General features: G+C 23.3%; 26 protein-coding genes, 2 tRNA genes and 1 other RNA gene. 16 read left to right on the forward strand and 13 right to left on the reverse strand.

Going from position 1 to position 26,768, the window contains the following annotated elements:
- Positions 1-28: 28 nt before the first annotated feature.
- Positions 29-1,753: a DNA primase gene (gene dnaG, locus AB4W50_RS00220; RefSeq protein WP_367677165.1), complete on the reverse strand. Its 1,725-nt coding sequence runs from the start codon at positions 1,751-1,753 to the stop codon at positions 29-31.
- Positions 1,754-1,808: 55 nt separating this feature from the next.
- Positions 1,809-2,024 carry a 30S ribosomal protein S21 gene (gene rpsU, locus AB4W50_RS00225; protein ID WP_367677166.1) on the reverse strand — a complete coding sequence of 72 codons (216 nt, stop codon included), beginning with the start codon at positions 2,022-2,024 and terminating at the stop codon, positions 1,809-1,811.
- 112 nt (positions 2,025-2,136) lie between these two features.
- Between rpsU and tsaD the strand changes: the two genes are divergently transcribed.
- Complete coding sequence (gene tsaD, locus AB4W50_RS00230; protein ID WP_367677167.1) at positions 2,137-3,141, forward strand: tRNA (adenosine(37)-N6)-threonylcarbamoyltransferase complex transferase subunit TsaD; 1,005 nt, start codon at positions 2,137-2,139, stop codon at positions 3,139-3,141.
- 23 nt (positions 3,142-3,164) lie between these two features.
- Here the strand turns inward: tsaD and ribB are convergent, their stop codons facing one another.
- From ribB to AB4W50_RS00250, 4 genes are all read right to left on the reverse strand, one after another.
- Positions 3,165-3,806, reverse strand: a complete 642-nt coding sequence (gene ribB / locus AB4W50_RS00235) for a 3,4-dihydroxy-2-butanone-4-phosphate synthase (RefSeq protein WP_367677168.1) — start codon at positions 3,804-3,806, stop codon at positions 3,165-3,167.
- A gap of 147 nt (positions 3,807-3,953) precedes the next feature.
- On the reverse strand, positions 3,954-4,457 hold the full coding sequence (gene crr, locus AB4W50_RS00240) for a PTS glucose transporter subunit IIA (protein WP_367677169.1): 504 nt from the start codon (positions 4,455-4,457) through the stop codon (positions 3,954-3,956).
- Between the two features lie 49 nt (positions 4,458-4,506).
- Positions 4,507-6,219 (reverse strand): phosphoenolpyruvate-protein phosphotransferase PtsI, encoded by a 1,713-nt coding sequence (gene ptsI, locus AB4W50_RS00245; RefSeq protein WP_367677170.1) that lies wholly within the window; start codon positions 6,217-6,219, stop codon positions 4,507-4,509.
- A 161-nt stretch (positions 6,220-6,380) separates the two neighbouring features.
- Positions 6,381-6,638, reverse strand: coding sequence for an HPr family phosphocarrier protein (locus tag AB4W50_RS00250; RefSeq protein WP_367677171.1), 258 nt, complete (start codon positions 6,636-6,638; stop codon positions 6,381-6,383).
- 447 nt (positions 6,639-7,085) lie between these two features.
- Here AB4W50_RS00250 and ligA point away from each other — a divergent pair, with 447 nt between their 5' ends.
- The gene (gene ligA, locus AB4W50_RS00255) at positions 7,086-9,116 is read left to right on the forward strand and encodes an NAD-dependent DNA ligase LigA (protein WP_367677172.1); all 2,031 of its coding nucleotides are present in this window, start codon (positions 7,086-7,088) and stop codon (positions 9,114-9,116) included.
- A gap of 2 nt (positions 9,117-9,118) precedes the next feature.
- Here the strand turns inward: ligA and AB4W50_RS00260 are convergent.
- Both AB4W50_RS00260 and AB4W50_RS00265 read right to left on the reverse strand, forming a co-directional pair.
- A tRNA-Lys gene (locus AB4W50_RS00260) sits at positions 9,119-9,191 on the reverse strand.
- A gap of 13 nt (positions 9,192-9,204) precedes the next feature.
- Positions 9,205-9,277, reverse strand: a tRNA-Val gene (locus tag AB4W50_RS00265).
- 146 nt (positions 9,278-9,423) lie between these two features.
- On the opposite strand from AB4W50_RS00265, the gene gltX reads away from it, so the two are divergent.
- The 11 genes from gltX to AB4W50_RS00320 all read left to right on the forward strand — a co-directional run bounded on the left by gltX (position 9,424) and on the right by AB4W50_RS00320 (position 19,419).
- Complete coding sequence (gltX, locus tag AB4W50_RS00270) at positions 9,424-10,818, forward strand: glutamate--tRNA ligase (protein WP_367677173.1); 1,395 nt, start codon at positions 9,424-9,426, stop codon at positions 10,816-10,818.
- A 206-nt stretch (positions 10,819-11,024) separates the two neighbouring features.
- Positions 11,025-12,506: a flagellar basal-body MS-ring/collar protein FliF gene (fliF, locus tag AB4W50_RS00275; RefSeq protein ID WP_367677174.1), complete on the forward strand. Its 1,482-nt coding sequence runs from the start codon at positions 11,025-11,027 to the stop codon at positions 12,504-12,506.
- On the forward strand, positions 12,503-13,480 hold the full coding sequence (locus AB4W50_RS00280) for a FliG C-terminal domain-containing protein (protein ID WP_367677175.1): 978 nt from the start codon (positions 12,503-12,505) through the stop codon (positions 13,478-13,480). The genes fliF and AB4W50_RS00280 overlap by 4 nt, the downstream gene beginning before the upstream one ends.
- Before the next feature lie 9 nt (positions 13,481-13,489).
- Entirely contained in the window at positions 13,490-14,110 is a 621-nt protein-coding gene (locus AB4W50_RS00285; protein ID WP_367677176.1) for a FliH/SctL family protein, read from the forward strand.
- Positions 14,107-15,456 carry a FliI/YscN family ATPase gene (locus tag AB4W50_RS00290; protein ID WP_367677177.1) on the forward strand — a complete coding sequence of 450 codons (1,350 nt, stop codon included), beginning with the start codon at positions 14,107-14,109 and terminating at the stop codon, positions 15,454-15,456. The genes AB4W50_RS00285 and AB4W50_RS00290 overlap by 4 nt, the downstream gene beginning before the upstream one ends.
- A gap of 36 nt (positions 15,457-15,492) precedes the next feature.
- A complete protein-coding gene (locus AB4W50_RS00295; RefSeq protein ID WP_367677178.1) occupies positions 15,493-15,948 on the forward strand; it encodes a hypothetical protein in 456 nt (151 codons plus the stop codon).
- A gap of 41 nt (positions 15,949-15,989) precedes the next feature.
- On the forward strand, positions 15,990-16,907 hold the full coding sequence (locus AB4W50_RS00300) for a hypothetical protein (RefSeq protein ID WP_367677179.1): 918 nt from the start codon (positions 15,990-15,992) through the stop codon (positions 16,905-16,907).
- On the forward strand, positions 16,904-17,272 hold the full coding sequence (locus AB4W50_RS00305; protein WP_367677180.1) for a FliM/FliN family flagellar motor switch protein: 369 nt from the start codon (positions 16,904-16,906) through the stop codon (positions 17,270-17,272). The genes AB4W50_RS00300 and AB4W50_RS00305 overlap by 4 nt, the downstream gene beginning before the upstream one ends.
- Before the next feature lie 101 nt (positions 17,273-17,373).
- Positions 17,374-18,351, forward strand: coding sequence for a flagellar type III secretion system pore protein FliP (fliP, locus tag AB4W50_RS00310; protein WP_367677181.1), 978 nt, complete (start codon positions 17,374-17,376; stop codon positions 18,349-18,351).
- 28 nt (positions 18,352-18,379) lie between these two features.
- The gene (locus AB4W50_RS00315; RefSeq protein ID WP_367677182.1) at positions 18,380-18,658 is read left to right on the forward strand and encodes a flagellar biosynthetic protein FliQ; all 279 of its coding nucleotides are present in this window, start codon (positions 18,380-18,382) and stop codon (positions 18,656-18,658) included.
- Positions 18,659-18,660: 2 nt separating this feature from the next.
- Positions 18,661-19,419 (forward strand): flagellar biosynthetic protein FliR, encoded by a 759-nt coding sequence (locus AB4W50_RS00320; protein WP_367677183.1) that lies wholly within the window; start codon positions 18,661-18,663, stop codon positions 19,417-19,419.
- 82 nt (positions 19,420-19,501) lie between these two features.
- Here AB4W50_RS00320 and rpmG read toward each other — a convergent pair whose 3' ends face one another.
- The 5 genes from rpmG to rsmI form a co-directional block, all read right to left on the reverse strand.
- Positions 19,502-19,669, reverse strand: a complete 168-nt coding sequence (gene rpmG / locus AB4W50_RS00325) for a 50S ribosomal protein L33 (protein ID WP_367677184.1) — start codon at positions 19,667-19,669, stop codon at positions 19,502-19,504.
- Entirely contained in the window at positions 19,641-19,901 is a 261-nt protein-coding gene (gene rpmB / locus AB4W50_RS00330; protein WP_367677185.1) for a 50S ribosomal protein L28, read from the reverse strand. The genes rpmG and rpmB overlap by 29 nt, the downstream gene beginning before the upstream one ends.
- A gap of 29 nt (positions 19,902-19,930) precedes the next feature.
- Positions 19,931-20,482, reverse strand: a complete 552-nt coding sequence (ppa, locus tag AB4W50_RS00335; RefSeq protein ID WP_367677186.1) for an inorganic diphosphatase — start codon at positions 20,480-20,482, stop codon at positions 19,931-19,933.
- A 561-nt stretch (positions 20,483-21,043) separates the two neighbouring features.
- An RNA gene (gene rnpB / locus AB4W50_RS00340) (RNase P RNA component class A) lies at positions 21,044-21,399 on the reverse strand.
- Between the two features lie 20 nt (positions 21,400-21,419).
- On the reverse strand, positions 21,420-22,277 hold the full coding sequence (rsmI, locus tag AB4W50_RS00345; RefSeq protein WP_367677187.1) for a 16S rRNA (cytidine(1402)-2'-O)-methyltransferase: 858 nt from the start codon (positions 22,275-22,277) through the stop codon (positions 21,420-21,422).
- Between the two features lie 141 nt (positions 22,278-22,418).
- Here rsmI and AB4W50_RS00350 point away from each other — a divergent pair, with 141 nt between their 5' ends.
- The 3 genes from AB4W50_RS00350 to tkt all read left to right on the forward strand — a co-directional run bounded on the left by AB4W50_RS00350 (position 22,419) and on the right by tkt (position 26,739).
- Positions 22,419-23,612 (forward strand): beta-ketoacyl synthase N-terminal-like domain-containing protein, encoded by a 1,194-nt coding sequence (locus tag AB4W50_RS00350; RefSeq protein WP_367677188.1) that lies wholly within the window; start codon positions 22,419-22,421, stop codon positions 23,610-23,612.
- 116 nt (positions 23,613-23,728) lie between these two features.
- A complete protein-coding gene (tal, locus tag AB4W50_RS00355) occupies positions 23,729-24,679 on the forward strand; it encodes a transaldolase (protein ID WP_367677189.1) in 951 nt (316 codons plus the stop codon).
- 38 nt (positions 24,680-24,717) lie between these two features.
- On the forward strand, positions 24,718-26,739 hold the full coding sequence (gene tkt, locus AB4W50_RS00360; RefSeq protein WP_367677190.1) for a transketolase: 2,022 nt from the start codon (positions 24,718-24,720) through the stop codon (positions 26,737-26,739).
- The last annotated feature ends 29 nt before the right edge of the window (positions 26,740-26,768 follow it).

Raw genomic sequence — 26,768 nt, forward strand, 5'->3', positions numbered from 1 at the left:
TTGTATTTTATTTTTAAAAATAGTATTATTAATTTTGTGATAAAGTTTTATTAATTTTCCATAATATATGTTTTTCTTCATAATTTAGATTAGTTAATCGATCTTTAATAATTAATTTTTTGTATTTTTTTTCTAGTGCTATATAGTATATTCTTTTAATTAAATTGATAAATACAGAATTTATTTTATTTGGGTTAATTAAATTATTCCAATATGCTAATTTATTAATTATATAAAATGTATTTTTATTTCTATATAATTCAATAATTTGTCCAGTATTAATATTATTATATTTTCTACATATGTATAAAATTTCTAAAAACAATGGTAATCCATTAATATGAATTTTATTGAGTTCATGAATTGTGTATGGTAAAATATTATTTAATTTCGGATTTTGTATAATAAGACTTATTAAAATACGAATATTATTTGGTTTAATAGTATTTTTTTGAATATAATTTTTTTTTTTTTTAAAAATTTTATTTAATTGTATATCATCAAAAATACCTATTTTTCGTCCAAGTATTTTTTTTAAGTGTATTTTAATATATGTACTTGGTATTCGGTGAAGTAAAGGAATAGCAATATTTAGCATATTCGTTATTTCATAAATCGAATTAAAGTTAACATTTTTAATGAGTTTTAGAAATAAAAAATTTATTATATTGATAGCATTTTTAATTCTTTTTTGAAATTTTTTTTTTCCTTCTTTATAGATAATACTATTTGGATCTTCTCCTGTTGGTAATAATATAAATTTAATATTATTTGTATTATCTACATATGATAGCATCATTTTCATAGTTCTATAAGATGCTTGTTTTCCTGCTTTATCTCCATCATAACAAAAAATAACATGTTTACTTAACTTAAATAATAGATTAATTTGATATTTTGTAATAGCGGTTCCTAGGATTGCTACTGTATTTTGGATATTAAATTGAGTTAATGATATAACATCAAAATATCCTTCTACTACTAGTATATATTGTTTCGTTGATTCAATATAAACTTTTTCAATACCATATAGTTGATAACTTTTATTAAATATTGTGCTTTGTGGAGAGTTAATATATTTTGGATTATTATTATTTAAATTACGTCCTCCGAAACCAGTAATATTACCATATTGGTTTTTAATTGGGAAAATGATTTTTTTATAAAATCTATCATATGGATGGTTAGTTTTGTTATTAACAATAATTCCCGAATGAATTAAATAATCAAAATAATTTTTGTTTTTAATATTTTTTGATAAAAAATATGGATTATGTGAAAAACCGATATTAAAAATTTTTATTGTTGATAAATTAATTTTTCTATTTTTTAAGTATATTTTTGCTTCATGCGAATATTTTGATTGAAGATTATGGAAATACAATTTTTCTACTATTTTATTTGTTTGATATAGGTTTTTTTTATAATATGTTTTTTGGTTTTGATTAGTATTTTTTTTTGTAATATTTACACCGGTAATACTAGCAAGTTCATGTATGCTTTCTATAAAACTCATGTGGTCATATTTCATTAAAAAATCAATAATATTACCGTGTATATTACAACCGAAACAATAAAAATATTGTTTTTCATAGTTTATCGTAAATGATGGTGTATTTTCTGTATGAAATGGACATATAGCATAGTAATTTTTTCCAATTTTTTTTATTTTAATTCGTTCATTAACGATATTAACGATATCTGTTTGATCTAGTATTTCTTTAATAATATTTGGAGGTATAAAGTCATGCATATTATCTTATAATCATTTTTTAATAAAATATGTATTGTTTAAAAAATATAATATTTTAGTACATACGTATGCGACGTGCATTTTCTCTTGATAATTTTTTTATGAGTCTTTTTACTGCTGCAGCTTTAGCACGTTTTCTTTGTGTTGTAGGTTTTTCATAAAATTCTCTTCTACGAATTTCAGATAGTATTCCTGATTTTTCACATGCTCGTTTAAAACGTCTTAATGCTACATCAAATGGTTCGTTTTCTCTTATTTTAATAATAGGCATAGTTTGTTACCTTAAAAATTATTATTTAACATTTTTTTATTGTTTAATATATATTATATAATATTTTATTTTAAATATTTAATAAGTATTTTTTAAATGTATGGGATAATATATGCGAATATTAGGTGTTGAAACTTCTTTTGATGACACAGGTGTTGCAATTTATGATAGTAAATGCGGGTTATTAGTAAATGAATTACGTCATCAGAATAAAATACATAGTCAGTATGGAGGGGTAGTACCAGAATTAGCATATCGAGAATATATATATCAGGTGGCTCCATTGATTAAATATGTTATGAAAAAATATAATTTTAATTTTGATAGTATTGATGGTATTGCATATACTGCGGGACCAGGTTTATCTGGTTCTTTATTGGTTGGAGCATCAGTAAGTTGTGCTTTAGCATATTCTTGTCATATTCCTGCTATTCCAATTAATCATATGGAAGGACATTTATTATCACCAATGATGGAAAATAATTCTGTTAAGTTTCCTTTTATTGGTTTATTAGTTTCTGGTAAACATACACAATTAATTAATGCACATAAGTTGGGTCATTATGAAATTATAGGTAATACGTTAGATGATGCTGTAGGTGAAGTTTTCGATAAAATTGCTCAAGAATTATGTTTAGGATATCCAGGTGGAGCATTATTATCTAAATTTGCAAAAAAAGGTGAATTGGGTAAGTTTATTTTTCCTTATCCTATGAAAAATAATTTAGAGTTAAATTTTAGCTTTTCTGGGTTAAAAACATTTACTTTAAATTTAATACGAAAACATAAAAATAATATTCAGGATTTGCATAATATTGTTTGTCAATTTGAACATACAGTATTTGATATTTTAAGATATAAAGCTTATCAGGCTTTAAAAAATACAGGTTATAAACAGTTAGTTATTGCTGGTGGTGTAAGTTCAAATGTATATTTTATTAATTTATTAAAATCAACGTTAAATACTAATAATATACAATTGTATTATCCGAGTATTAATTTTTGTACTGATAATGCTGCAATGATTGCATATGTAGGTTTAATATATTTTCAACTAGGATTATTTAATAAAAATACAAATATCGTAATTCATCCACGCTGGTCTATTGTTAGTTGAAAAAAATTTATATATTATTGAATTTATTTATTATCATTTAAATATAATATTAAATCATTTATTGCTAATACTGGCATATTATGTAAATAAGAAAATTTCATAATATCTTTTATTTGTGCCATACTACCGTCTTTATTAGTAAGTTCACAAATTACACTCATTGGTTTGAATCCTGATATAGACATTAATGTAATTGATGCTTCAGTATGTCCTGGACGTGATAATAAACCACCAAAATGAGCGCATATAGGAAATATATGACCTGGTTTATGAAAATCATCTGATTTAGCATCATCTGGAATAGCTGTTTTGATTGTTTTTAATCGATCTCTTGCAGATACTCCTGTTGATACACCATGTGCTGATTCAATACTAATTGTAAATCCTGTATGATAAGTACTAGTGTTATTTTTTACCATCATAGGTAAATTTAATTTTTTTCTTTTATCTTCAGTAATACACAAACAAACTATACCGCTACCATAACGAATTGTTAATGCCATTTGTTGTACTGTCATATGTTCACAAGAAAATACTAAATCTCCTTCATTTTCTCGGTTTTTATTATCTATTAATATAACTCCTTGATGTAATCTTAATGCTAGAATTGCCTTTTTTATTCTGGTTTTATAATCACCAAATTTTGATAATGAATTTTCTATCATGAGTGTATTGATTCCATTAAATAATTATAGATTTTTAAATGTACTAAAAGTAAAATTATATGTTTTATAATAGTATATTTATGATTTATTTTTATATATTTAATTTTGAAAACGGCACTAAATTTCATTGTACCGTTTCAAAAATATTTATTTTGTTAGTAACATAATTGGTGTTTTTCCTGCAGTTACTACACCTGAGTATTTTGTTATTGTTTTTATTTGATCTATATTTGAGATTACAATCGGTGTTAAAACGGATTTTGCATGATTATGCAAGAATTTTAAATCGTATTCAATAATTGTTTCACCTATATTGACATGTTGATTTTCTTGTGCAATTTGCTTGAATCCTTTTCCGTTCAATAGAATTGTATCAATACCAAAATGTACAAAAATTTCTATCTGTTCGTTAGATATAATTGAAAAAGCATGCATAGTTTTAAAAATTTTACCAATAGTGCCTTCTATGGGTGCAACAATTTTTTTTCCTGATGGATTAATAGCTATACCATCTCCAATAATTTTTTTTGAAAATACTTCATCTGGAACGGATTTTAAACTTACAATTGTTCCTGAAATTGGAGCAAAAATTTTGATTTTTTTTGATAATAAATTTGACGTTTTATTAAATAATTTAGAAAATAAGTTCATAATTTATTCTTAATTAGTATATTGGTAATAAAATTTTAAACATTTTTATTTATAATATAAAATTACTTATTAATGTCATGATATTTTTTGTAGTAGTTTGTTTTAATACCATATTTGATAATTCTTGTGCTTTTTTAAATGTTGTTTTTCTAATTATTTTTTTTATTTTTGGTATAAAAGATGCATTCATACTAAATTCGTTTAATCCCATACCTAATAGTAGTATCGTTGCTTTTTCATTACCTGCAAATTCACCACACATGCCTGTCCATTTACCTGCTTGGTGTGATGCATTTATAACTTTATATATTAATTTTAAAATAGATGGACTCATTGGATTATATAAGTGTGAAATTAGATCATTACGTCGATCTACAGCTAGAGTATATTGTGTTAAATCATTTGTCCCAATACTAAAAAAATCTACTTCTTGAATTAAATGATTTGCGATAATAGCGGAAGCAGGTGTTTCAATCATAATACCGATTTTAATATTTTGATCAAATGGTATTTTTTTTTTATTCAATATATATTTAGCTTGTGAAATTTCTTCTTTTAATTCTTGAATTTCCTCTATTGAAATGACCATAGGAAATAATATTCGTAATTTTCCGAAGTGTGATGCTTGTAAAATCGCTCTTAATTGTGTACCTAAAATATCTTTTCTATCTAAACTAACTCTAATTGCTCTCCAACCGAGAAAAGGATTTTCTTCTTTTTGAAAATTCATATATGGGATTTCTTTATCTCCTCCAATATCCATGGTTCGAATAATGACAGGTCGATTTTTCATCATGACTGCAGCTTTTTTATATTCGTGAAATTGTTCTTTTTCAGAAGGTAATTCTGTACGTTCCATAAATAAAAATTCTGTTCTATATAAACCGATAGATTCTGCACCATATTTTTTTGCATTTAATATATCTTGCATATTACTAACATTAGCACTGATTTCTATTTTACGTTTGTCAATTGTAATGGCAGGTAAAGATATAAATTTTTTTAGTTTTTTCTTTTTATTTAAGTATTTTTGTTTTTGTATTTTGAAACTATTAATTGTTTTTTTATCAGGGTTAATCAAAATTTTATTATTTATACTATCAAGTATTATAAAATCTCCATTTATTACTTTTTCAGTAATATTTCCTGTACCAACAATAGCAGGTATTTCTAAAGAACGTGCCATAATTGATGTATGTGCTGTTTCACCACCTAAATTCGTAATAAATCCTTGGATATATTTAAAATTCATTTGTGCTGTCTGAGACGGTGTTAAATCATGTGCTATTAGAATAACCTGTTCTGTAATATTTTTTAAATTAATTGTTTTTAAATTTAATAAATTTCTTAACCAACGGTTACCAATATCGCGAACATCTATAGCCCGGTTTTGCATGTATATGTTTTTTATTTTTTTAATTTTTTCTACTTGTTTTGAAATACTATATTCAATTGCAAATTCTGCAGTTCGATATTTTTTTTTAATTAATGTAATAATTTCTTTCTCTAATTCTATATCTTCAAGGATCATAATATGTCCTTCAAAGATATCTGATTCTTTTTTAGAAAATATTTTTTTTGATTGTTTTTGAATATTTTTTAATTGTTGTATAGATTTAATTTTAGCTTGTGATAATTTTTCGATTTCACATTCAATATTTATGGGAGTAATTTTTTTTTTTTTTATAAGTATAGTTTCTGTTTGTAATAATAATGCTCTCCCGAAAGCAAGACCCGGTGATGCTAAAATTCCTGAAATCATAATATTACCTTTATTTTTGAATATGAAATTATCATTTATTTGAATGTAAGATATGTTTTAGTATAAATAAATATATATTATGAGCAAATTATCTTTATGTATGATTACATATACATTTTTATATTAAGTAATAAGTGATATTTTATATATCATCGAGATAGTTATTTTAGTTCTGCAAGTATTTGAGTTAAAGATTCAACTGCTTCTTTTTCATCTGTTCCGTTTGCAGAAATAGTTAGGATGGTATTTTCTGTTAAATCTAGTGTTTGTAATTGGAATAAACTTTTTGCATTAGCAGAATTTCCATTGGACATTACAGTAATATCTGAAGTAAATTTTTGTGCTTTTTTTACAAATTTTGCAGCCGGTCGTATGTGTAAACCGTATTTAGAGGTGATTTTAATCTTATTTTGGATCATATTATTTTTTATATTCCTATATTTTGGTTATTAGTAAATTTTTTTCGATAATACTATACAATATAATGTATATACTATAAATAACGATCTTTGATGTAAGATTAATACAATTCATAATATTTTTTATTGGAGTATTATCATTTTTTATATTGAAGGGATTATCCTAAACATGAATTATGCATTATATAAATAAAATTTAAAATATTTTATATTTATTTTTTTATATATGATATATTGTTTTATATTTATTTTTTTAATTGAAAATTTTATATTAATAATATTATTTAGATTATTTTTATTATAATATTTAATGTTATTATGTTTTTTATATTTTTTTATATTGTGTGCATGTAAATGGCATATTATATAGAAGTATATTTTTATAAAAATGTATAAGTTTTTTTTCTTTGATGTTACAATTATGTATATTTGATATTATTATAATATATGAATTCTATAAAAAATAGGTTTTTAGATTTATATAAATTATTACGTTATCATGATTATTTATATCATGTATTAAATATTCCGATTATTTCTGATTCAGAATATGATTTTTTATTTAAAAAATTTTATTCTTTAAAAAAAAAATATGTGTATTTAGAAAATATCGTTAAAAACTATGATAGTAAATTTCCTAAAGTAAATTATTGTAAATTTAATAATCACTTTACACCTATGTTATCTTTAGAAAATACATTTGACATAAATGGTTATATTAAATTTCATAATAATATAGAAAATAATTTTAATCATGGAAATATAAAATTTTTTTGTGAATTAAAGTTTGATGGTGTAGCATTAAGTTTATTATATCGAAAAGGAATATTAATTCGTGCGTTAACTCGGGGAGATGGGTATTCTGGAGAAGATGTTACGAAAAATGCTTATGTTATTAATAATATTCCTATTAATTTAATAGGCGATAAAATACCTGAATTAATGGAAGTGAGAGGTGAAGTGTGTATGTTGAAGAAGGATTTTCAAAATTTAAACACTTTATCTAAAAGAAATAGTCAAAAAATATTTTTGAATACAAGAAATGCAGCAGCTGGATCATTAAGACAGAAAAATATTTTAATTACTAAAAAAAGAAATTTGTTTTTTTATTGTTATGGATGCAATATTATTTCAAATATTAAAATATACTCTACTCACTCTGATCAACTTAATATGTTACGTAATTTTGGATTTTCAATTAGTCAATATATTTTATTAACTTCGAATATTAATAAGATTTTAAATTTTTATTATTTAATTCAGAAAGTACGTAATTTTTTATCCTTACATATAGATGGTATTGTTGTAAAAGTCGATTCTCTTGCTGTACAAAATAAAATTGGTTATACTAATAAATTTCCAAAATGGGCAATAGCAATAAAATTTGTTTCACATTCAGCAAAAACAAAATTATTAAGTGTAGATTTTCAAATTGGACGAACTGGTATAATTACTCCAGTAGCAAACTTAACACCGATATTATTATCAGGAGCAATAATTCAGAAAGCATCCTTATATAATAAAAATACAATCGAAAAATTAAATTTATGTATTAACGATACAGTTGTTGTACATCGTATAGGGGATGTTATTCCTAAAATTAAATCTATTGTTATATATGATAGATTACATAATGCTAAAAATATTAATTTTCCTAAATATTGTCCATCTTGTCGTTCTTTATTGTATAATAATGAGAATAATACTATTATTCAATGCCTTGCGGGTGTAAATTGTATTGATCAGCGAAAAAAACAAATTGAACATTTTTTTTCTAAACATGGATTATATGCTAAAGGTTTTAGTATAGGTATCATTACACATTTAATGTTTCATCGATACATTAGGACGCCTTTAGATTGTTTGAAATTACAATTTGAAGAATTATTAAAATTAAAATATTTTGGTAAAAAATCTGCTTATAACGTTATTGATACATTAAAACAGTGTAAAAAAACAACATTAAGTAGATTTATTTATGCTTTAGGTATTTCAGAAATTGGTGTAGAAAATGCTAATTTAATTTCTAAATATTTTGGTTCTTTAGATAAAGTTATAAATTGTACACTTCATGAACTTCAACAAATTAAAAATATTGGTAATATTTGTTCTAATAATTTTTTTAATTTTATGCGTGATAAAAATAATATCAAATACATCATGCAGTTAATTAAACAAGGTAGAATAATTTTTATTAATAAAAATAAAGTTTTTATACCACATCAAGAGACGATTTTTTTAGATAAAACAATAGTTTTAACAGGTAAATTTACAATATGTTCACGAAAAAGTATTATTAATATAATATTAAATTTAGGTGGAAATATAATTAATCATATTACTAAAAAAACGAGTATTTTAATTGTAGGAAATAATCCAGGAAATAAAGTCGTTTATGCTTCAACTTTAAATATCAGGATGATTTTAGAAGATGAGCTTATTAATATTTTTAGTCGTTATAATATTAAAATCAAATAATTTGGGTCGTGCAGGATTCGAACCTGCGACCAATTGATTAAAAGTCAACTGCTCTACCAACTGAGCTAACGACCCAGGATGTATTTTATGGGTAATGACGGATTCGAACCGCCGACTTCCTCCGTGTAAAGGAGGCGCTCTACCAACTGAGCTAATCACCCAAATATCATAACTTATGAAATAATTATAACGTTCATATAGAAATAGTCAATAAATTATGATATAATTTTTATTTTCAATTTTTAATAATATCAACATAATTTTTACATAATAAAATTATTTTATTTTTTTGAAAAGACAATATAATATGAAAATTAAAACTAGATTTGCACCAAGTTCAACGGGTTGTTTACATATTGGTAGTGTACGTACAGCATTATATTCTTGGTTATTTGCACAGCGTTATCATGGGTCTTTTATATTACGTATTGAAGATACTGATATTAAACGGTCAAATAACGAATATATAAAAAATATTATAAATACATTAAAGTGGTTGGGGATTATGTGGGATGAGGGTCCTTATTTGCAGAGTGACAGGTTAACACTATATAAAGATAAAATTACTGAAATGTTAGACTTAGGTCATGCATATAAATGTTATTGTTCAATTGATAGATTAAAAAAATTACGATTACAACAAATATCATGCGGATTAAAACCAAGTTATGATCGTAAATGTCGGTATAATAAAATATCTAGTAACGATCAAGATTACGTTATACGGTTTAAGAATCCATTATCAGGGCAGGTAATTTTTGATGATAAAATTAGAGGAGAAATTATTTTTAATAATTCCGAGTTAGATGATTTGGTTATTCAACGTCGTAATGGAATTCCTACGTATAATTTTTGTGTTGTAATCGATGATTTAGATATGGAGATTACACATGTTATTAGAGGTGAAGATCATATTAATAATACTCCTAGACAGATTAATATTTTAAAATCTTTGAATGCTTATATTCCACATTATGCACATGTTTCTATGGTAATAAATCATGATAAAAGTAATTTTTCTAAAAGAAAAAACGCATGCAATGTCTTAGAGTATAAAAATCAAGGTTTTTTAAAAGAATCTATTTTAAATTCTGTATTACGATTAGGATGGTCGTATCATAATCAAGAAATTTTTACTATAGATGAGATGAAAAAAAAATTTTCTCTTCGTCATGTTAGTAAATCACCAAGTGAATTTAATTTTCAAAAATTATTATGGTTGAATCATTATTATTTAAATCATATACCAATTGACAATTTTTTAATTAATCAGTTAAAAAAAAATTTACAAAAAATAGATATTAAATATAGTAATGACATGAATTTTACTAAAATAATTGATTTAATGCGAAGTCGATGTAATACTATACAGGATTTGGCTATACAATCTAGATTTTTTTTTGAAGAAATTACTATTCTTAATATTGATGTAATTAAAAAATACCTTTTTAATAAACATAATATGATATTGCAATTTACATATGATAAATTATCTATTATCAAAGACTGGAATTCCAGTAATATTGTTGATATATTAAAAAGTATGTCAAAAAAGTTTTCTATTGTTTTAAAAAATATATTTATGTTATTACGTATATCAATTACCGGTTCTGAAACATCACCTAATATAAGTGTAATTATGGAAATTCTTGGTAAAATTAAAACGTTATGTAGAATTAAAAAAATATTAAAAATTTCTTAAAATATTATTTATTAATATGATAATATAAAATATAATTATTCATATATATATTTAAATTTTTTAAAAAGTATTTTTATATGTATTATATTTTTTATAATTATTGTTATAAAATATTAAAATTTATATCTTATATATAATATCACCTCTATGTATAGTATATAATTATTTTAGTCAATTGAAATATATTATTAAATTAGGTAATGATGATGAATGTTAATTATATCAATCATTCAAATCACGAAAAAACAGGATCTAATCCAAATTTTAGAAACAAAAATCGAAATAATTTTAATATGTTATTATTAATTTTATTTTTGTTTTTTTCTATTTTTTTTATATTTTCTTTTTTTTCAAATCGTACCCAGTATCAGTTAGTTTGTAATCATCTTACAAATGAAGATAGTGTATTAATTATTTCAAATCTTGTAAAAATGAAAATACCATATCGTTATATTCTTTCTGCAGGTGAAATATTGGTTCCAAAGAATCAGATGTATCCAGTACAGTTAATGTTATTATCAGAGGGTTTACCAAAGAAAAAAGGTGTTGGTTTTGAATTATTAGATCAAGAAAAATTTGGTATTAGTTCTTTCAATATACAATTAAATTATCAACGTGCTTTAGAAGGGGAGTTAGAACGATCTATCCAAAAAATTTATGCTATTAAAACAGCAACAGTACATCTTGCTTTTCCTAAGAAATCAACATTCTTAAGAAGTAATTTACTTCCATCTGCTTCTGTTATTATTAGTTTTAAGAAAGGAAAATATTTAAATTTTGAACAGTGTAAAGCAATTACTGATGTAATTTCCGCAAGTGTACCAGAATTATTACCTAATAATGTAGTTATAGTAGATGAATATGGTAATTATTTAAATAAAAATAATAAATTTATTTTTGATTCAGAATATTTTAAAAGAAATACAATAAAATATATAGAACAAGATTGTTACCAACGTATAATACATGTTTTACAACCGATACTTAAATTGAAAAATTTTAGTTTACAGGTGAAAATTACTAAACATTATAATATTAATAGTGATAAAAATAACTTTCATTTCGATCATTATAAAAAATTGATTTTTAAAAATTTGCATCATGTTTCATCATCTATCTTATTTAAAGAAAATACACATATTTCTTTAACAGGTGATAGTGTGCAATATAAAGCATCTATATTATTATTAATGCATTGTACCAAAAATACAAAAAATCAATTATTACCTTTAGATGTTTCGAGTATAGAATATATTAGAAATATTATTGTAAATGTATTACATTATTTAAATATTGAATGTACGTCTGTTAAAGTTGTGAATACACATTTTTTAAATAATGGAAATATTGTTACTCCTTATTATTATTTTTTTTATTACTTAACAAGTATCCCTCGCTATTTATTATCGATAATTATTATATTTTTAATTTTAGTAGTTTTTAGAGTTTTTTATGTATTTAGTTCAAAAAATGTTCATACTAGTCATAATAAAAGTTTAGATCACGCAGATATTAATTTGCCATTATTAAAAGATAAGCGTATTTTTAATAAAGTTGAAAATAGTACAAAAAAATTAAAAAATATTTTTCAAAATACTAAATTTATAAAAGATATTAAAAATATTGCAAAAAATAATCCTAAATTATTTGCAATAATTATTCAACATTGGATAAATAAAAAAAAATGATTTTAAATAGTTTAAATAAAAGTGCTATTTTATTAATGTTAATTGGTTCAGTAGAAACAATAAAAATATTTAAGTATTTAAAATTATATGAAATACAAAAAATTATTACTGCTGTTATAGATATTAATTTGGTATCTCAAGAAGAGATAAGTGATATTTTAAGTGAGTTTTTATTGAAATATAAAGATATGTCAAAATGTGTTTTTTTAGATCATACTTTATATATAAAAAATCTTAAAAATAAATTTTTGAATAAAAAAAAATCAGAAAATTTTTTAAAAACAATATTTGATAAAAAAAAATTTTTTCATAAAATACAAGAGTTACATAATATTCCTGAAAAAAAAATATTTAGTTTATTAAAAAATGAACATTCATATATCATAACATCAATATTATTTTTTTTGGATAAAAAATATTCGGCTAACGTGATTTCATATTTTAAACATGAGCAACAATCTAAACTGATACATTTAATTGCAAGTTTTACAGACTTAGATGAATCTAAAATGTCGGAGTTAAGTTGCGTAATTAGTATGATTTTATCTGAATATAAAAAAATCTCCTGTAGAAAAAAAAGTTTAGTTACAGCTGTTAATATTTTAAATTCTCTTAATTTTAAAAAAAGTCGTAAAATTATTTATGGGATTATGCAAGATAACCCAGATTTAGGTGATCAAATATTATGTTGCACTTTTTCTTTTGCAGACTTTGAATATTTTACTGATGATAGTATCATGCAATTAATTAAAGTTATTGATCAATATCAAATTACTATTGCATTATATCATGTTAAAAAAGAAATAAAATGTAAATTTTTTAAATATTGTAAAAATTTAGAAGAAAATTTGCTGATATTAGAATCAGATAATGAACGTTATATATCGCATGAAGTTGTTGAAAATGCGCAAAAATTAATTGTTTTGACTGCAAAACGGTTATTAAAAAACAGAAAGATTTCTATTTTATTGTGAGTAAATTTTATGAGCGATAAACAGATAATAAATAATTGGAAAAAATGGTGTCCAAAAAATATTCATAGAGATATTTCGATAGATCAAAACAAAGAAAATGAAAATAAAAACACTGTATTATATAAAATATATTATGATGAAGGATTTAAAGCAGGGATTAAAGAAGGTTATAAATTAAAATTAAAACGTACAGAGTTTGATATATATTGTGCTAAATTAAAAATTCAAAAAAAAATGAAAGATTGTTTAGAAATATTACATGAATCTTTTAAACATTTTGATGTTATCATAGTTGATTGCTTATTACAAATTGTATTAAAAATATCTTCTAAAATTATAAATAATTCTTTAAATATACAAAAATCAAAAATAATAAAAAAAATTCAATTAATGCTATCTACAACAATTTTATCAAAAAAAATTATATTTAAAATTAATATAAATGATAAATATATTTTTGAAGAATATTTTAAAAAAATATTATCTTCATATAACTATATAATACAATGTGATCCGCATATTAAGTCTGGTGAATGTATTATAGATTTAGAACGTGAGACATTAGATTCTACTTCATTTACAAAATGGAAAGAATTATGTCGTTTATTTTGTCATAGACAATCATTATGAATATTAGAGTAAGTAATTGGTGTAAACAACTTAATAAGTTTAGTAAACACATTGATTATATTCCAGATGTTATGAATTTTGGTCGTGTAGTGGGTTTGACTGGTGTTTTAATTGAGGTCATTGGATTGAAAGTACCTATTGATACTGTATGTATTATAGAATTTTTAAAAAATAATCAAATTATACATGTTGAAGGTATTGTTATTAATTTTTCTTTACAAAAAACATTTTTAACATTGTTTGAAAATATTTATACAATACCACCAGATGCTCGTGTTTTTCCAAAATTTAATCAACATTTTTATACTCAGAAATGGCCATTAGGGTTTCAATTATTGGGTCGAATTTTAGACGGTCAGGGTAAACCATTAGATAATCATTTTTTATCCAATATAAATATGATCAATACTTTACAATATGAAAGTATTAATCCGCTTGATCGAGAACCTATTAGCGAAATATTTGATGTCGGTGTTAGATCAATTAATGCTTTATTAACATTAGGAAAAGGACAAAAAATTGGATTATTATCACAATCTGGATATGGAAAGAGTTTGTTAATAGGCATGATGGCACGACACGCACAAGTTGATGTAATTATTATAGGGTTAATTGGAGAACGTAGTCGTGAAATACGATATTTTATCGAACATGTTTTAGGATTACAGGGATTATTACGTTCTGTAATAATAGCAGTACCAATAAATACATCCCCAATACTAAAAATACAAGGTGCTATGTATGCTATGCGAATTGCAGAATATTTTAGAGATCATAAACAAGATGTATTATTAATCATTGATTCTTTGACTCGATATGCTATGTCAGAACGAGAAATATCTGTTTCATTAGGTGAACTTCCGGTACATCAAGGTTATCCATCTTCTATTTTTACCAAATTATCACATTTTATTGAACGTGCTGGTAATTTTAAAAAAAATCATGGATCAATTACTGCATTTTATACAATTTTATTAGAACAAGAAGATAATGATTTAGTTGGTGAAATTGCAAAATCAGTTTTAGATGGTCATATTGTATTATCAAAATTATATGCAGATTTAGGGCATTATCCTGCTATTGATATCGAATTATCTATTAGTCGCCTTATGGTTAATCTTGTTAATCCATTGTATTATAAAAAAGCATGTTATCTTAAGCAATTAATGTCCACTTATCAACGAAGTCAAGATTTAATTAATGTTGGTGCTTATATCCATGGTAGTAATACCATTATCGATGAAGCAATTCAGAAATGGCCAAAAATACAATCATTTTTAAAACAAGATCTTACTGAATCAAGTTCATACATACAATCTATTTCTTTATTAAGTAATATTATTTAATTTTTTTATATTATATTTAATAAATATTATAAAATTATGCTAAAAAAACAAATTTTAATGTTAAAAAATATTTCACACACACGTTTAATGAAATCGCGTTTAGAATTAGATAAAATGCATGTACAATATAAAATTTGTATTTCTAAATTAAAAAAAATATTAGTTTCTTATAATATATATAAGAAAACAATGTATAACAATATGCGGTTAGGTATAGATATAATTCAATTAAGAATATATTATAAAAATTTATTATCATGTGAAAAGAAAATTTTATTTTTGAAATCAGAAATATTGAAGTATAAAAATAATATTGAAAATGCACAGATGTTTTTTCAAATAAATTATAAAAAATTAAAAATTTGGGATATATTATATAATCGGATATTATTTTTACAGCGGTATTATAAAAAAAAATTATCTCGTAAATATTATAATCAATATTATCAAATATTTTCTTTAAAAAAAATTATTAATCTTAGAATGTTATAATATTTATTATAATAATTTATTTTTAAAATGGTTTTTATAATATGATTAAAATTATTAAAAGATGTACATTATGTGATTCTATGGATCATAGCAATTATGTGGATTCGATTAATATATTGAAAATAATGCATCAAGAAGTTATTCAATTTATAGAAATTGGATTATTTAATATGACTAATCAAAGGTTTAAAATTAAAATTTTAAAACATGAAATAATATCAAGTATGTCTATTAAAAATCATTGTTTGTTTTTTTTAAATTCATTATCATTTTCTGATGTTAATTGTTTATTTTTTATATTACTATCTTTTCCATTTATTGATCAAGTAGTAGATTTATTATTTGGGATAACAGGAAATATATATAATAATTACAAAAACGATTTATTTACTGCATCAAAATTATATGTTATAGAAAAAATAATGTATATTTTTATTAATGCATATAATAGTTTGTATAAAGAATGGACAATATTATGTAAAAAATATTTTACGTATAGAACTACATTAGATTTTGAATTTTTAAAAACAGTAAAAATAACATCGTATTTACAAACTGTATTTTCTTGTGAATATAAAAATTTTACAAGTAGTTTTATTATTAATATTCCAGATTTAGCGTTTTTTACAATTCAAAAAAAATATCAACATTATTGTCATATAAAAGAAAAAAAAATTTTTTCTTTTAATACAAACATGGAGTTGTTAAAACATATATATCATTCAAAATTAAACTGCATAGTGCGGTTAGATAAATTTTTTGTTTCTTCAGATTATGTTTTAAATTTGAAATTGGGTAATATATTACATATTAATAAACCTAATTTTATTACAATATGTACGGAAAATAATATTCCTATTTTAAATGGAAAATGTTACTCTGATAATAAAAAATATATGATGTATGTAAAAACAAATTTTTTAAATACTAATTTAAATATTAAGAAGAATAAATTATGAATAAGGATATAAAAGATATAAAACATGATTTTAATCATGATATACATGAATTGGAAACGTCAAAAAATAAATTGTTAAATGTAGATAAAAAAAATAAAAAAATCAGTAATTTAAATATCTTAAATATTAAAAACAGTATATTATCCGAAGCTGTTTTAGATGTTATGATTCAATTAGGAGTAATGAAAATTAAAATACAAGATTTATTGCAGATTATTCCAGGTACAATATTATATTTGAATAAATTGAATTATGATATTTTGGATATTTTTATAAATGATGTTTTAATTGCGCAAGGTGAATTAGTGAAATTAAAAGATAGATATGGTATCCGTGTTATTAAAATTTTTAAATCACGTCATTAAATAATATGAAAGATATATTTAACCAATTTTATAAAAAAATTTTTTACAATAATAATACTTATTTTAAGGTGATAATCGTTGTATTGTTAATATTATGGATTATGAAAATTATTAGTGGAATACGATTTAATAATAATAATAATACTTGTATTAAAAGTATTAATCAAACAAAAATAGATGCAAAAAATAAAATTATTATTTTAGATATTCAGGATATAAGATTAATATTAGGATCAACACCGTATAATATTAGAACTTTACATACTATACCAATTGTTGATAATAAAACAATCCGTCCTGTTAAATATAATATTTCAAAACCGAAATCATTTTTATTTAAAAAAATAGCATATCGATTTTTATTATTTTTGATGTTGTCTTGTTATAGTCCTAATGTATATGCTACAGAATTTTCAGAATTAACTAAGCATATTTTTTCACATAATATATATCATTGGTCTTTTTCTACTCAAATTTTATTATTAACATTTATAGTAACATTAGTATCAGCAATGGTTTTAATGACAACTAGCTTTACTAGAATTATTATTGTTTTAAGTTTGTTACGTAATGCATTAGGTGTTCCTACATTACCTCCTAATCAATTACTTATGGTAATATCATTATTTTTAACATGTTTTGTTATGTATCCTACTTATCATAGGATATATAAAGAAGCATATCTACCGTTTTATACACATCATATTCAAATAGATGATGCATTTATAAAATTTTTTCAACCTATTTATGATTTTATGGTTCATCAGACGCGTCGTTCGGATTTAGTAGTATTTGCAAAGTTATCACATATTCCATTACTTAAACATGATTCTACAATACCAATACAAATATTGTTACCTGCATTTATAACTAGTGAATTAAAAACTGCATTTCAAATTGGATTTACTATTTTTTTACCATTTTTAATTATTGATTTATTTATTGCAACTATATTCATGTCATTAGGTATGACAATGATTTCTCCAAATACTATTTCATTGCCAATTAAATTAATATTATTTGTAATTGTAGATGGATGGCAATTAATTTTTTCTTCTTTAATAAATAGTTTTTATTAAACTATATTTTTTTAATTTTAGGAGATTTATGCAATCTGTATTTTTAGAAGCATTATTTTATGAATCATTTAAAGTATTATTTTTTATATCTTTGCCAGTACTTTCATCTGTTTTATTTATTGGTTTATTAATGAATATATTTCAAATTATTACATCTATTAATGAGCAAACATTATCTTTTATTCCAAAAATAATAACAGTATTTATAGTATTTACATTTTTTGGAACATGGATTTTAAATATAATTATACATTATATGGATTATGTATTTAGAAATATAACATCTTCTATATTTCATTCTTTATAAACATGGATACTCATAATATTATAGTATTAAATAATTTAATTTGTATTTTTATTAGAGTATTTTCAATAATATATATGGTTCCTGTAATTGATAATAGTGTTGTTAGTAATAAAGTAAAAGTTTTTTTGTCTTTCTTGTTAAGTATATTAGTTTGTTTAATAAGACCGTTTGTGAAAATTACATTATTTTCACCTCATGGTTTAATAATATTGATAGAACAAATTATCATTGGTGTATCCATTGGTCTTACTATTAAGTTAGTATTTTTATTTATTATTCTTTCTGGTGAAATTATTAGTTTACAAATAGGATTATACAATGTTATTCATGTTGATTATAATTTAAATTTCAAAAGTTCTGTTATTACAACAATATTTAATATTTTTTTATTATTATTATTTTTGTTTTATGATGGTCATTTATATGTAATAATTTTTATTTTTAAAAGTTTTGATTTATTTCCATTATATAATACAAACTTTGATATTAGTTTTATTTTAATATTTATAAAAATGTTATATGCGTCTTTTTTAAATGGTTTAATTTTTATATTACCAATAATTATTTTATTATTTTCAATCAAAATCATAATTAGTATGATGTTTCGTTTATCAACTCAAATTTTAACTGTTTTTATTGACGTATCATTATTATATTTTGTTACAATATGTTTTTTATTTTTTTCAAATTCAATATTTTTGTATGGTTTAAAATTTATGTTAAAAAAAATGATTAATTTATTATATATTTTAATTTATTAATAAATATACTATATATTTTATATTTTTTATGTAATACAAAAATTCATATAGTATATTTTGTAAGTATTTGTTAATAATAATTTTATTTTATTTTTGTTTCGTTATATATAACATGTTTTCTAAGGATTGGATCATATTTTTTTAATTGTATTTTTTTTTGATTAGATTTTTTATTTTTAGTAGTAGTATAAAAATGTTTTGTTCCCGAAGATGATAGTAACTTAATTTTTTCTCTTGCACTTTTGGCCATGGTGTTTCCTATTTTTAATACATGGATTTAAAATTTGTTCAATACCTTTTTTATCAATTATTCGTAGTCCTTTATTTGAAATACGAATTTTAATAAATTTTTTTTCTTTTGGTATCCATAATTTGTGATACTGTAAGTTAGGAAAAAATTTTTTCTTTGAGGCATTTAATGCATGCGATCGATTATTACCAAACATTGGTTTTTTTTTGGTAATAATACAAATTTTGGACATGATTAATCCTTATATGTAATATTTATATATTATGGTTGATAATTAATATTATTTTTTTTTAAATACTGTTTTATAGATTTGATAATTTCTTTTTTAGCAGAATTTACATTTTCGAAACCGATAATTTTGACCCATTTATTTTTCTCTAAATCTTTATAATGTTGAAAAAAGTGTATAATTTGTTGTTTTAAATTATCATGTAAATCTTTAATATCGTCAATATTTTGATATTCTAGAGAAATATTATTATGAGGTAAAGCAATAATTTTAGAATCTGATCCAGATTCATCAATCATTTTTAATACTCCAATTGGTTTACATTGAATAACACAGCTATATTGTAGTTTATATGGAATAGGAACTAATACGTCTAATGGATCTCCATCATCAGATAATGTTTTATTAATATAACCATAATTACATGGGTATAACATAGCAGTTGGTATAAAACGATCTACAAAAAGATTTTGTGTTTTTTTATCTATTTCGTATTTGATAGGATATGATTTATATGGTATTTCAATAATAACATATATGTCATGTGGAGTATTTACTCCTGAAAGTACATTTTTTAAATTCATATTTTTTATTTTTTATTGAATTAGATATGGTATTTTATAAAAATTTTTATAGAATATTTTTAGATTAATTATATTTTTAATATAAAGTATTATGCTATTTTTAATAAATATTTTTTATATTGATTAATATTTTGAATAGAATTTATTATGTTTATATGAAATATAAGTATTGATTTACATGATTTTATATTATTTATATTAATAAAAATATATTATAAAAGAATTATATTGGTAAATTCATATTCATTATTATATATAATAATAAAAAAAAGTACCTATTATAGATTGTTACTTATTTGATAATTTTAAAATGAAAAATGCATAACAATATTATTTTTTTTTAATAATATATGTATTGCATTTTTTATATTTTAGTTAAATATTTTGTGTATTTAAGACTTAAAATATTAAAAAATTGTTTATTTTATATATATTATAATAAAAATAATATAAATTTAGATAATTTGTATTTTTTTAAAAAATGTTATTTAAATGTAATGTATATTTTAGAATTAGTTTTTTTATAATTATAATTATATAAAAATATTATACATTTATATATTTTAAAGTTGATTAATAAGCCGGGTTCTGTACCAGACAGTCATTTATCTAGACTAATAATCACTTATTAGTTCAAGCGGTTTACCTGAATTGTAATACGAGCAGTATTTTAAAATTCTACTTAACCTTGCTCCGAGTGGAGTTTACATTGCCATATTTATTACTAAATATGCGGTGTGCTCTTAACACGCCTTTTCACCCTTACTATAAATATTATTTATAGCGGTATATTTTCTGTTGTACTATTCGTCAGAATAATTATTCTGCCCAGGTGTTATCTGGCACTCTTGCTCTTGGAGCCCGGACTTTCCTCTATCTAATATATATTATTAAACAGCGACTGTCTAATCAACTTATATATATTATAATTTATTGCTTATTTTTTGTCATGTATAAAATTTTGTATAGCATAGGTGTATATTTGATTTTTATTAGTTTTATGAATTAATGAAGTGAGTTGTATTGCTTGTTTTAATGTTAATTGTTTTATTAAAACAGATAATGTGTTGTGGACGTTTAAAGGTATAGTTTTTTTATGAAGTTTTATTCCGCTAATAACAATTACCATTTCTCCTTTTTTTCGTGTATGATCTTGTTGTAACCATAATAGTATATCTGAAGCTGGTCCATATTTGATAGTTTCCCATTTTTTTGTTATCTCTTTCACTAAAACAATTATTCTATTTCTCCCAAGATAATTTACAATATCTTTCATACTATGTAAAATTCGATGACATGATTCGTAAAATACAATTGTTTGTTGTATATTTTTTGTTTTTAGTAAAATTTTTTTTCTTAATAATGTTTTTCTTGGTAAAAATCCTTTGTAATAAAAATTATTACTTGGTAGACCTGAGGCGCTTAATGCTGCAATAAGGGCACATGGTCCTGGAATTGGTACGACTTGTATATTATTTTTATGACAGGATTGTACTAATATATATCCAGGGTCATGAATTGTTGGTGTTCCAGCATTAGAAACTAGAGCGATATTCATTGTTTTTAATAAAAAAATAATTTTATTTGTTTTATAAGATTCGTTATATTGATGTAAAGATGTCATTTTTGTTGTGATTTGAAATGTTTCTAATATGTATTTTGTATGTCTAGTGTCTTCTGCTGCTATTAATTGAACTTTTTGTAGTATATTTACTGCTCTATAAGTAATATCTTGAATATTTCCAATAGGGGTAGCAACAACATATAATATTCCAGTGTTTGTTTTTTTATTCATTTTTTACATTATTTATATAATAATATTAGTAATTTTTATTTATATTTTTATTAAAAATATTATATTACAATAAAAATTTTTTCTTTTACTTTATCTTTATATTTATATAAAATACAATATAAATTATTAGGAAATATCATAGTGAAAAGAGTGGTAATTACAGGTTTAGGTATTATATCCAGTATTGGGAATAGTAAAACACAAGTTTTATCTTCTTTAAAAAATAGTAAGTCAGGTATTATATTTTCCCCTAAAATGAAACAGTTTGGTATAAAAAGTCATGTTTGGGGAGCTATTAATGTAGATATTGCAAATATTGATCGTGTTATGTCAAAATTTATGAGTTGTGCAACAATTTATACATATTTTGCTATGGAGCAAGCCATACAAGATGCTTATTTAAACAATGATGTATATAAAAAAAATCATCGTGTTGGTATAATTGCAGGTACAGGATGTAGTTCTTTTGAAAATCCGGTGAATAATATATATAAAAATGATAAGCTTTATTTTCTTATTCAGAATATGCCATCAAATATTCCTGCATGCTTATCTACTTTTTATAATATTTATGGCATGAGCCATTCTATTAGTTCGGCTTGTGCAACATCTTCAAATTGTATTAATTATGCTGCTGAATTAATTCAATTTGGTAAACAAGATTTAGTTTTTGCTGGAGGGGCAGAAGGATTAAGTTGCAATTTAGCTTCAAAATTTGATATGATGAATGCATTATCTGTAAAATATAATTCTTATCCCGAACAAGCTTCACGTCCATATGATACAAATCGTGATGGTTTTGTAATTTCTGGTGGTGCTGGAATATTAGTTTTAGAAGAATTAGAACATGCACGATCTAGACGAGCACGTATTTATGCAGAAGTCATGGGCTTTGGTTCTGCATCAGATGGAGTTAGTATGATTCGGCCTTCTGGATTAGGTTTAGTACAAGCTATGAAAACAGCAATCCGTAATTCCGATAATATTATGATTAATTATATTAATACACATGGAACATCTACTCAAATTGGCGATTTAGTTGAGTTACGGGCAATTAAAAGAGTATTTAAAAATTTTATTCCATATATTTCTTCTACAAAATCTATTACCGGTCATGCTTTAGGCGCTTCTGGGGTACATGAAATTATTTATGTTATTTTAATGATGTATAATAATTTTATAGCACCTAGTGTTAATATTGATTTTTTGGTACCATATGCAAAAAATATGAATATTATTACTAAAATAAAAAAATCTAATATTATGGTGGCTATGTCAAATAGTTGTGGTTTTGGAGGTGTAAATACATCTATAATATTAAAAAAATATGATTAATGTTTTTTAAAATTTATATATTATAAAAATTATATCTTGAATTTTTTTTGTAAATGTATTATTTTAGAATATAGTACATTTAATTTTTAAAATTATTTTTATGATAGGGATGAAACATGAATCAATTACATGCATTACAAAAGTTTACTACGATTGTTGCAGATAGTGGAAATGTACATGAAATTATGCAATATAAACCAACTGATGCTACAACTAATCCATCATTAATTTTAAAAACTATTTTTATTCCTCAGTACAAACATTTAATATCAGATGCCATTAATTATGGAAAAAAAAATGGATCTTCCGAAAAAGATAAAATTTCACAAGCAAGTGATAAAATTTTAGTGAATATTGGTTCCGAAATTTTAAAGTATATACCAGGAAGAGTATCAAGCGAAATAGATGCTAGAATTTCTTTTAATACTAAGTTATGTATTTTTAAGGCTAAAAAAATTATAAATATGTATGAAGTTTTAGGTATACCTCGTTCGAAAATATTAATTAAATTAGCTGCAACTTGGGAGTGTATTCAAGCCGCAAAAGAATTGGAAAAAGATGATATTAAATGTAATTTAACATTACTTTTTTCATTTGCACAGGCTAAAGCATGTGCAGAAGCAGGTGTATTTTTAATTTCTCCTTTTGTAGGTAGGATTTATGATTGGTACTTTGATAATAATTTTATAAAAAAATATCATCCTAGTAATGATCCAGGTGTATTATCTGTAAAAAAAATATATCGATATTATAAAAAATATAATTATACTACTATTATTATGGGTGCAAGTTTTCGTAATGTTGATCAAATTTTAGAACTCGCTGGTTGTGATTATTTAACAATTTCACCTGTATTATTAGAAAAACTACAACGTAATTCCGATCCTGTAGTGAGAAAATTAGTTATTGGAGATACTGCTACACGATCTACATCTATTATAACTGAATCTAATTTTAGATGGGAACATAACCAAGATCAAATGGCTGTCGAAAAATTATCAGATGGAATACGTCAGTTTAGTTCTGATCAGGATAAATTAGAAAAAATATTACACTCAATGTTTTAAAACACTTTCATTTTTAATTTACTAAACAGGAATGAAACATGTGTTCTAGACAAGAATTAGCCAACGCAATTCGTGTTTTAAGTATTGATGCGATTCAAAAGGCGAATTCTGGACATCCCGGTGCGTCTATGGGTATGGCCGATATAGCAGAAGTATTATGGAGAAGTATTTTAAAATATAATCCAAATAATCCATATTGGGACAATCGTGATCGTGTTGTTTTGTCTAATGGTCATGCTTCCATGTTACTATATAGTGTTTTACATTTAACAGGATATGACATATCAATAGATGACTTGCAGGATTTTAGAAAATTACATTCTAAAACGCCGGGCCATCCAGAAGTTGGATGTACTCCAGGAGTTGAAGTTACTACTGGTCCTTTAGGGCAAGGATTAGGTGCTGGAGTAGGTATGGCTATTGCAGAAAAAATACTTGCATCATATTTTAATCGACCACAATACAATATTGTGGACCATAATACTTGGATATTTGCGGGTGATGGTTGTTTAATGGAAGGTGTTTCACATGAAGTATGTTCTTTAGCTGGAACTTGGAAATTAGGTAAATTAACTGTTTTATATGATAGTAATAAAATATCAATTGATGGAAATGTTCATAATTGGTTTACTGATGATACTGCTAAACGTTTTCAAGCATATAACTGGCATGTTATTAATAATGTGGATGGTCATAATGCTAATTCTATAATAAAAGCTATAAATACTGCTAAATCAGTGACAGATAAACCATCGATTATTATTTTTAATACTAAAATTGGTTTTGGTTCTCCTAATAAATCTGGTACAGCGGAAGTTCATGGTTCACCTTTAGGAATAAAAGAAGTCTTATTAACAAAAAAAAAATTAAATTGGAAACATCCTCCATTTTATATTCCAGATGAAATTTACGATCATTGGGATGTACGAAATATTGGAAATAAATTGGAAGAAGATTGGAATGATTTATTTGCAAAATATAAAATTGATTATCCAGATTTATCTAATGAATATACTCGTCGTATGTCTGGTTTATTGCCGTTAGATTGGCCGGATAAAATATTAAACATTATTAAAAATTTGAACAACCGTAATGCAATTGCTACACGTCAGTCTTCTCAAAATATTTTAGAATATATTGGTAAAATATTACCAGAGTTATTAGGTGGTTCTGCAGATTTAGCTCCTAGTAATTTGACTATGTGGTCTGGTTCAATTTCAATTAATCAAAAAAAGTCAGGCAATTATATTCACTACGGTGTACGTGAATTTGGTATGACTAGTATTGCTAATGGTATAGCACAACATGGTGGATTTATTCCTTATACAGCAACCTTTTTAGTATTTTTAGATTATGCTAAAAATGCAGTGCGTATGTCTGCATTAATGGGTGCAAGACATATTATGTTGTACACACATGATTCAATTGGTTTAGGAGAAGATGGACCTACACATCAACCAATAGAACAATTATCCAGTTTACGTTCTATACCGAACATGAGTGTTTGGCGACCTAGTGATACCGTAGAAACAATTTTTGCTTGGAAATATGCTATAGAACGTTATCATGGTCCTACTGCTCTGATATTGTCTCGTCAAAATTTAGATCAGTTATCACGTGATCAAATACAAGTAAATAATATTGCTCGTGGTGGATATATTTTAAGAGATTTTGGGGATATTATTGATGTTATTTTAATTGCAACTGGATCAGAAGTGCAATTAGCTGTTTTATCTGCAAATAAAATACATGATTTAGGATATGGTGTTCGAGTTGTTTCTATTCCATCTATTGATGTTTTTGATCACCAAGATGATGAATATAAGGAATTTGTATTACCACGATTAATAAAAAAACGTGTTGCAATTGAAGCTGGACAATCTAGTATTTGGTATAAATACGTTGGTTTGTATGGTATGATTGTAGGAATTGATAGGTTTGGTGAATCTGCTTCTGCAAATGATTTATTTGCAAAATTTGGTTTTACAGTCAATAATATAGTACACAACGTGAAGAAATTATTAGATAATAAATTTTTTTCATACAAGATATATAAATAATTTAATGTTTAATTTGATAAAGAGGTTAT

This window comes from Buchnera aphidicola (Takecallis arundicolens), assembly GCF_964058945.1.
Classification (GTDB): Bacteria; Pseudomonadota; Gammaproteobacteria; order Enterobacterales; family Enterobacteriaceae; genus Buchnera_L; species Buchnera_L aphidicola_AH.